This is a genomic window from Paraburkholderia sediminicola, assembly GCF_046026895.1.
In the GTDB taxonomy this organism is placed as follows: Bacteria; Pseudomonadota; Gammaproteobacteria; order Burkholderiales; family Burkholderiaceae; genus Paraburkholderia; species Paraburkholderia sediminicola_C.
In genome coordinates this window covers 1-6,845 of the sequence record NZ_JAQQEU010000149.1, presented here as the reverse complement: position 1 = coordinate 6,845, position 6,845 = coordinate 1, and the positions used below count along the sequence as shown (strand labels likewise).

The 6,845-nt window shown below is 57.6% G+C and carries 8 protein-coding genes; 5 read left to right on the top strand and 3 right to left on the bottom strand.

Annotated features, from left to right (window positions below):
* The coding region (locus tag PQR02_RS39125) for a hypothetical protein (RefSeq protein ID WP_408243183.1) at window positions 1-762 on the bottom strand (762 nt) is incomplete at its 3' end.
* Window positions 763-1,876: 1,114 nt separating this feature from the next.
* Between PQR02_RS39125 and PQR02_RS39120 the strand changes: the two genes are divergently transcribed.
* Window positions 1,877-2,200 (top strand): hypothetical protein, encoded by a 324-nt coding sequence (locus PQR02_RS39120; RefSeq protein WP_408243182.1) that lies wholly within the window; start codon window positions 1,877-1,879, stop codon window positions 2,198-2,200.
* 264 nt (window positions 2,201-2,464) lie between these two features.
* On the opposite strand, the gene opgC is transcribed toward PQR02_RS39120, so the two are convergent.
* Complete coding sequence (gene opgC / locus PQR02_RS39115) at window positions 2,465-3,667, bottom strand: OpgC domain-containing protein (protein ID WP_408243181.1); 1,203 nt, start codon at window positions 3,665-3,667, stop codon at window positions 2,465-2,467.
* Window positions 3,668-3,816: 149 nt separating this feature from the next.
* Window positions 3,817-3,945 carry a hypothetical protein gene (locus PQR02_RS39110; protein WP_408243180.1) on the bottom strand — a complete coding sequence of 43 codons (129 nt, stop codon included), beginning with the start codon at window positions 3,943-3,945 and terminating at the stop codon, window positions 3,817-3,819.
* Between PQR02_RS39110 and PQR02_RS39105 the strand changes: the two genes are divergently transcribed.
* From PQR02_RS39105 to PQR02_RS39090, 4 genes are all read left to right on the top strand, one after another.
* Complete coding sequence (locus tag PQR02_RS39105; protein ID WP_408243179.1) at window positions 3,944-4,150, top strand: hypothetical protein; 207 nt, start codon at window positions 3,944-3,946, stop codon at window positions 4,148-4,150. The genes PQR02_RS39110 and PQR02_RS39105 overlap by 2 nt on opposite strands.
* 65 nt (window positions 4,151-4,215) lie before the next feature.
* Window positions 4,216-4,497 (top strand): hypothetical protein, encoded by a 282-nt coding sequence (locus tag PQR02_RS39100; protein WP_408243178.1) that lies wholly within the window; start codon window positions 4,216-4,218, stop codon window positions 4,495-4,497.
* 386 nt (window positions 4,498-4,883) lie between these two features.
* Window positions 4,884-5,531, top strand: coding sequence for a cysteine hydrolase family protein (locus PQR02_RS39095; RefSeq protein ID WP_408243177.1), 648 nt, complete (start codon window positions 4,884-4,886; stop codon window positions 5,529-5,531).
* Between the two features lie 195 nt (window positions 5,532-5,726).
* Window positions 5,727-6,551 (top strand): alpha/beta fold hydrolase, encoded by an 825-nt coding sequence (locus PQR02_RS39090; protein ID WP_408243176.1) that lies wholly within the window; start codon window positions 5,727-5,729, stop codon window positions 6,549-6,551.
* Window positions 6,552-6,845: the final 294 nt, after the last annotated feature.

Genomic DNA, 6,845 nt, shown 5'->3' with positions numbered 1-6,845 from the left:
CGTGACCGTGGCTTCAGTCACGTCTCTCACGAAATCGGCGGGCTTGAGGACGAAGAAGGCGACAACCGTCGCCCGCTTGTCGACGTCCACCGCTGATTCGGCTGATATATATTCTTGCGTCGGCGCGCCCTCAATGCCAACGCTTACCATTCCGTTCTCGTCCGTCAGGTTAGCAGTTGCTACAGCGGGGTTGATGCCGTTGAAGCGGACGATAGCGTCCAAAATCCCACGTGGGCCTGGAGTGCGTCCGTCATCGGTGAGCACCCACGTCGAACCTGCGTGCGCTATGGGTCCGTTGTTCGGTAATCGCACAGCAAGCCCGGCGGTTGCAAGAAGCCCGGCGAAACAGTTGTACCACTTTGCGCCGCCGAAACCGAAACGTGCGGTGGCGGATACTTTGGCTTGCTCGCCCGCCATTGTGGTCGTGAGGCGTCTAAGTGGGACTTTGTCAATCGTTAGATCCGCTTCAAAGAATGCGTATATCATCAAAAATTTAGAATATGCCGCTACAAGATTGGCCGCTTTTAACAGCTTTTCCTTCTTGAGTTTGGCTTCTTCTTGATTGGCAGGGAGGTGCTCGTTCCAGCCGTTCCTCTTTTTGATCTCTTCAACTATTTCTTTTAATACGTAAATGCCCTTCGGAGCGTTTTCTAAAACAATCTCTCCCGCTTCGCTGCTTGAGTTACACGGCTCAGACGAGCCAGCTTCTTCCTTCACGCTTGCACGTAAAGCACTGTGCGTACGACGCGCGGCGGTTTCCATCGAGTTATCTTGAACCGTAATCCTTAAAATGTCTCCAACGAGAGCTCAGCGATCGACCTGAGCATAGATGGGGAAATGTCATGCCACCAGGCAGCGGAAACGCTAATCGAAACGTCAGATTCGCGTAATGAAAACGTAATTCAAGAAGCCCCAAGACACAAGCTATATTTCAAAGATTGTTTCTGGGGGTCGTTAATTAAAGCAAATCGCGGTGTGAATTCCGGTTCCCCGATACCCACGCACAGATCCCGGCGTCCCTGATGGGGCACCGGGCCTATTGGGTGTTTGACGGCAATGCGCTGTTCAGGCCACGGATGAGTGATTCGAGGTCCCTGAAGCCAAGCGTGGGCCAGGCGACTCTTCTGCGTGGCGTCGACTCTTCTGGGCGAGTATTGGATGCTCTCGGCCTTACAGATCAGGTGCGTGGCAAACACCACTCAGCCAGATCTATACCCCTTCTTCCTCGTGTATCCGCCAGACAGGCACATGAGCCAGCGGTTGCGCGTCTTCATCGAATGGGCGACGCAGCGGTTTGCACACAAGTTCGATCGGACAACGCAGCCGTCGTAGCGAACCCGGCCATTCCGAATGGCCGGTTATCGGGTGCAAGCCTGCCGTTACCCGAACGATATGTCGTAAGACCGGTGTGGGTCGACAAGCGCCTGTCGCGTCGGCTGGAAGCGCTCATCCGTTGGCGCGAACGCGCGCTGGGGAAATTGTCCGAATCTGCGAAATCTGGCGGTGGCCACGCGCCGGAGCCGCACGCAGCTTACCTGCGGTGTTAATGGTCGAGAACCTCGTTCTACGCGCCCGCGTCTCATGCGGCCACGCGAGCAGGTCGACGTCCACGCATTGCTGAGCAAACAAATTCTCGACGAATTAACTGCCCACCTTTCGATGCGACAAGTGGCCTCACGCCTCTTCCCACGAGCACGTTCTTCCGCTTGCGAATCCGGACAGCGCGAACCACTGCGTCCTCGTCAAACCCAAGTCGCTTTTCTCAGCCACGAGTACGAGTCTGCCCTTCGGATAACAAATTCTTAATGGACGCGTCACTGTCGAATCAGGCGCGGCAGCCATAATCGGATGGTTCCAATCAGAAAGGATGGCCATCGTGAAGCGTCTATTACTGCCAACCCTGCTGACATTGTTGTGCGGCACCCCTATCGCGTGTTACGCCCAAAACGTGTCGATCCTGCAACCGCAGATTGCTAACCCGCCGGCGCTGAACGCACCGCCTCTGCAAATGCCGCGTGGATCGTCCGTGAGCGGCAAGGGCGCACGCAAGGCCCTGCAGGCTGCGATGCACGATGACATCGCCCGCGCAAATCTGCAATTCCTGGACAACCTGCCGGGCGGCGTGGACATGATCAACATCGATCATGATCGTAAGCCTGAATCGACGCTGTTTGTTCACAACATATACCTGAACAGATGATGCGGATGAATGAATTGGCCACCTGTTGCACATCGATCCGGCAACCGCCGGAACTTAGATGCTGACTGTCGACCCGCAGCGACCCCGGCACGATGTCGGCAGCGCGATCTACCTGGTCCATAGCAGTCTGATTAGCGTGCGCCGCTAACGCCGCGCGATCGATCAAGTTGTTCGGGAACCATGTCGTGAGGTGGCGGTTTAGCGTGCTGATGGCCACGCAATGCTACGGTTGGTGGCGCTCTATCTGTTGTCACTCAACCTCACTCAAGCGCTTGGACGGTGGCGGCCGCTCGGTCGTGGTGCGGCCATCGTCGGTACTGGCACGTGCGGAGCAGCGGCGCGGCATCCGTATTGTCCATTTCTGTCTTGCCGCCGCGCTGTCGGTCGATTGGATTTGAGCTTGGCCGCAGCGATGGCGACGCCGAGCACCCCCGCGATCGTCAGCAAGTCGGCCGATAGCGCCGCAGCAACCGCTTGCGTGCGTGTATGAAAAGCGGGCGCCGCGACCTGCAGCGCGGTGTCGGCAACGATCGAAATGAGTGTTCCCCAGACAAAACAGGTCAGTCCCTGGCGACCGACCGTAACCACTGGCGGTAGCGCCGCGGCCAGCCGGTCGATCCACCCGAGCCGGCTCATCTGCGCGACCAGCCAGGCGATCGCGACGAAGCTGACGACTCTCAGGGAACTCAGGTGCTGTTTTAGATAGCCGGGTTCCGGCTGGTTCTCAACCATCAACTTGTAAGCGGCGAAAGCCAGCGCCACGGCGAGCGCAATCCAGGTCAGCCGTAGTCCGGCGCGCGAAGTCTGGAACACGGCGGACACCGGATGCAGCCGGCACAGCATGCCAAGAATAAACATCAACTGCCACGCGAACGGATCGAATGACCAGCCGATAGGGTCGGCGCTCGGCAGCAGATGCGCGAGCGAGGGTGCGCACAGCCACAACGCCAGGCTCGCCAGCAGGGCGGTGGCCGGCCGGCGACGAGCAACCGGCGCCACCAGCGGCACGCGCAGCGCGAACCCGATATACATCGGCAGCACTGCAGCCAGATCAGGCTGGCGCCGTAGCGTGGCGATATCGAGTAGCGTCTGGAACGGCCGGACCAAAAACCGTGGCGCATCGGTATAGGTCAGTATGGCGGTGTGGATGTGCAGCGCGAGCATCGCCAGGCCGCAAAGCAGCATTAGAGCGGCCGTCAGGAGATAGCCACGATAAATTTCCCAACTGCGTTTAAGGAAGCGGCGATGCGCGTGCGCTGTGCCACCGCTCGCTGACATCGCGCAATAAGCGGCGGCGCTCGCATAGCCGCCGAGAAAGACGAAGACCTCGGCCGCGTCGCAAAATGCATAGGTATGCAGTGTCAGATGCGAGAGCGCGCTGTGCGAGACGTGGTCGAGTGTAATCACGATCAGCGCCAGGCCGCGCAGGAAATCGACGCTCGTTGAACGAGCGGGATCTCGACTCATGGTGAAACTCCGCTTGATGCTGTGTGGACGTGACGGTTGAGGCTGCGGAGATTTCGCCGGGCCGGCCGAGCAGCCGCCAAGGGTGCTCACGAATCGGCTTCGTGTCGGGCTTTGTCGTTTCCGAACCCTATCTCACCGCCTGAGCCGCGTCAGTCGGCGCAGTCCTCTTTGATCGAGCAGGGCTCATAGGCTTCGGGCCTGAAGGCTTGCCACTCGGGAATCACAGGTGCCCAATCGTCGAGGGCGGAAAAGTCTTCGATGTGGGTGGATTCGTTCATGATGATTTTCCAGTGGGCGGTCGGGTTCCATCCGCGGGTATTACGGGCGGCCAAAGTCGATCTGATAGCGCTGAAAACAACTCTAGGCCTGCCGCGTCTAAGTGAAAACCCTAATAAAGACAAAACGTTGTTCCAATCCACGCAAGAATGGCCATCCGGACGCACGTTCTCCGTTAGTGAGTCGCCGACCGAATCGAACGGATGAATGTCCATTGCAGCCTAAAGCTGCCGTTGAGGTGGGCGCTTGGTTCAGTGTCCGGAACGGGTCGCATGCTGCCGATCGAAACCGAGCGAACTGAAGCTCTTGATGCCGACGGCGTGAGGCAGCACGCGGCCGAGGCCGTGTCAAAACGTGCGCTTCATTCGAGCGCTGTCGAAACCGGCTTGCGAGAAAGGCCTACAACGGCTTCGGTGAGTGTCGGCAACGGTAAAGCGACCCTTCAAAACCTTGCGATTTTCCGTTTTGACACAGCCTCGGCCATCTGCCGCCATTCGTTCGCGCGATTGGTCGGTCATTCGGGCGTCGGCTCGTCACCCGACAGCGGACTTTAAGTACGTGCACGTGTCCGAGCGGACGCGCCGTGAAATGGGCACTGGCGGGAACATAGCAGTGCTGCCTATAGATGGAAAGGGCTCGCAGGGCTCGTCGCGGCGTTGCTCTGCAGAGAAAGGCTAACTCGGCGATTGCATTTTGCGGCCTGATTCCATCGGTCGCGTTGGCTTCTTAATCATTAGCTTGTTAATAGCATGCACGCGGCGCCAACATGCAGAATTCTTCATACGCCCTGTCGCTCGGCGCCCCCCGCGCAAGAACTTGGATGCGCCATCGAAATCTGTCGGACTGCCGTTGCTTTTCAGTCCCCCGTTTCCTAATCTGATCGGACAGGCTCGGGTCGACGAAGTCGCCTAGCCGTCATGCTCTCTATTGGAGGTCCGAAGTGTCCTTTGATCGAACTGAGACAGCCGTGGTTTTCATCGACCCGCAAGTCGATGTCCTGAGCAAGAACGGCAAGAACTGGGGCGCGGTGGGAGCAAGCGTGACAGAGAACAAGACGGTAGAAAACATGCTGCGAATCTTCAAGGCGGCAAAGTCCGCGAAGTTCGCGGTCTTTATCTCGCCACACTACTTTTTCCCGACTGATCGCGTATGGAAATTCAATGGACCGTTGGAGGCAGATGAATTCGCTACCGGCACGTTTGCGCGTAGTGGTCAGTTGAGTCTGGAAGGTTTTGAAGGCTCCGGCGCTGACTGGCTCGACGAATTCAAACCTTACATCAACGACGGTGAGACGGTTGTTGTGAGTCCGCACAAGGTCTTCGGACCGCAAACCAATGATCTCGTCCTTCAACTACGCAAGCGAGGAATGAGAAAGGTGGTACTGGGAGGCATGCTTGCCAATATGTGCGTGGAGTCACACCTGCGTGATCTGCTCGAACAGGGATTCGAGGTTCATGTTGTTGGCGATGCCACTGCCGGACCGCGTCATCCCGTTTGGGGCGACGGATACAAGGCGGCGATGATCAACTACGCATTTCTCGCGCACGGCGTGGTGACTACCGACGAAGTCGTGGCTTCAATCGAATGACGCACAAGTAAGATCGGTTGACAGTCGAATAGACTCTCGGCCTGAAAGGCGCGTTTGCCTAGTTGATACGTCCCAGCACATTTCCAGAACGGATCGCCGACGGTCTACCTATCCCGTCTCAATGCCTCACAGCGCACGAGTTCGCGCCGGTGGTTCATTTTTCTTTGACAGGTTGCCTTAGCAAGGAGAATGACGATGAACACGGTTACGACCAAAGACGGCATTCAGATCTTCTACAAGGACTGGGGAACAGGGCAGCCCATAGTTTTCTCACACGGATGGCCACTGAGCGCCGACGATTGGGACGCCCAGATGATGTTCTTCCTGAACCTCGGCTTCCGTGTCATTGCGCACGACCGTCGGGGTCACGGACGGTCAACGCAGACGGCCAACGGTCATGATATGGATCACTATGCCGATGATCTTGCAGCTGTTACTGAGCATCTTGAACTTAAAAATGCAATCCACGTTGGCCACTCAACCGGGGGCGGTGAGGTCGTTCGGTATCTCGCGCGTCACGGCGAGAGCCGCGTAGCCAAGGCGGTGCTGATCAGTGCTGTGCCACCGCTCATGGTTAAGACAGCTAATAACCCGGAAGGTCTTCCGAAGGATGTTTTTGACGGATTTCAGGCGCAGGTTGCCAGCAACCGCTCACAATTCTACCGGGATGTTGCTGCCGGGCCGTTCTACGGTTATAACCGTCCAGGGGCCAAGCCGTCCGAAGGCGTGATGATGAACTGGTGGCGTCAGGGAATGGAGGGCGGAGCCAAAGCGCACTACGACGGGATCGTGGCCTTTTCCCAGACGGATTTCACCGAAGACTTGAAGAAGATCACAGTCCCCACGTTAGTGATGCACGGCGACGACGATCAAATCGTACCTTATGCCGACTCCGGGCCGTTGAGCGCGAAATTGCTGCAGAACGGCACCTTGAAAACCTATAAGGGCTTCCCGCACGGCATGCCCACCACGCAAGCCGATACGATCAATGCGGATCTCCTAGCGTTCATTAATTCCTGAATCGTCGGGCATCCCTGTGTGCTGGGTCGAGCAATGGCTGATCTACCTCGGAAGCGGCCATTGCCTTCAATTCCGTTTGGCCGGCCGCTGTGGGTCGGTCAGCGCCCGTCGACCTATACCCCGATGTCGGCTTGGTGCAGCGCGAACGCGACCTGCCTTTCGGTGACTTTGACTTCTTCATGACCAGTGGCCCTCCTTGGGCACGAGTGTCGCCGGAAATTCTCTAGCTCAAAACTATCCGTATTCTTTCGACCAGCTCATGTTCAGTCTTTGCAGGCGGCCGCATCGGATATT

Coding starts and splice junctions, on each gene's coding strand:
- PQR02_RS39090 (WP_408243176.1), top strand. CDS start 5,727: ATGAACACGGTTACGACCAAAGACGGCATTCAGATCTTCTACAAGGAC.
- PQR02_RS39105 (WP_408243179.1), top strand. CDS start 3,944: ATGATGATTTTCCAGTGGGCGGTCGGGTTCCATCCGCGGGTATTACGG.
- opgC (WP_408243181.1), bottom strand. CDS start 3,667: ATGAGTCGAGATCCCGCTCGTTCAACGAGCGTCGATTTCCTGCGCGGC.
- PQR02_RS39110 (WP_408243180.1), bottom strand. CDS start 3,945: ATGAACGAATCCACCCACATCGAAGACTTTTCCGCCCTCGACGATTGG.
- PQR02_RS39100 (WP_408243178.1), top strand. CDS start 4,216: ATGCTGCCGATCGAAACCGAGCGAACTGAAGCTCTTGATGCCGACGGC.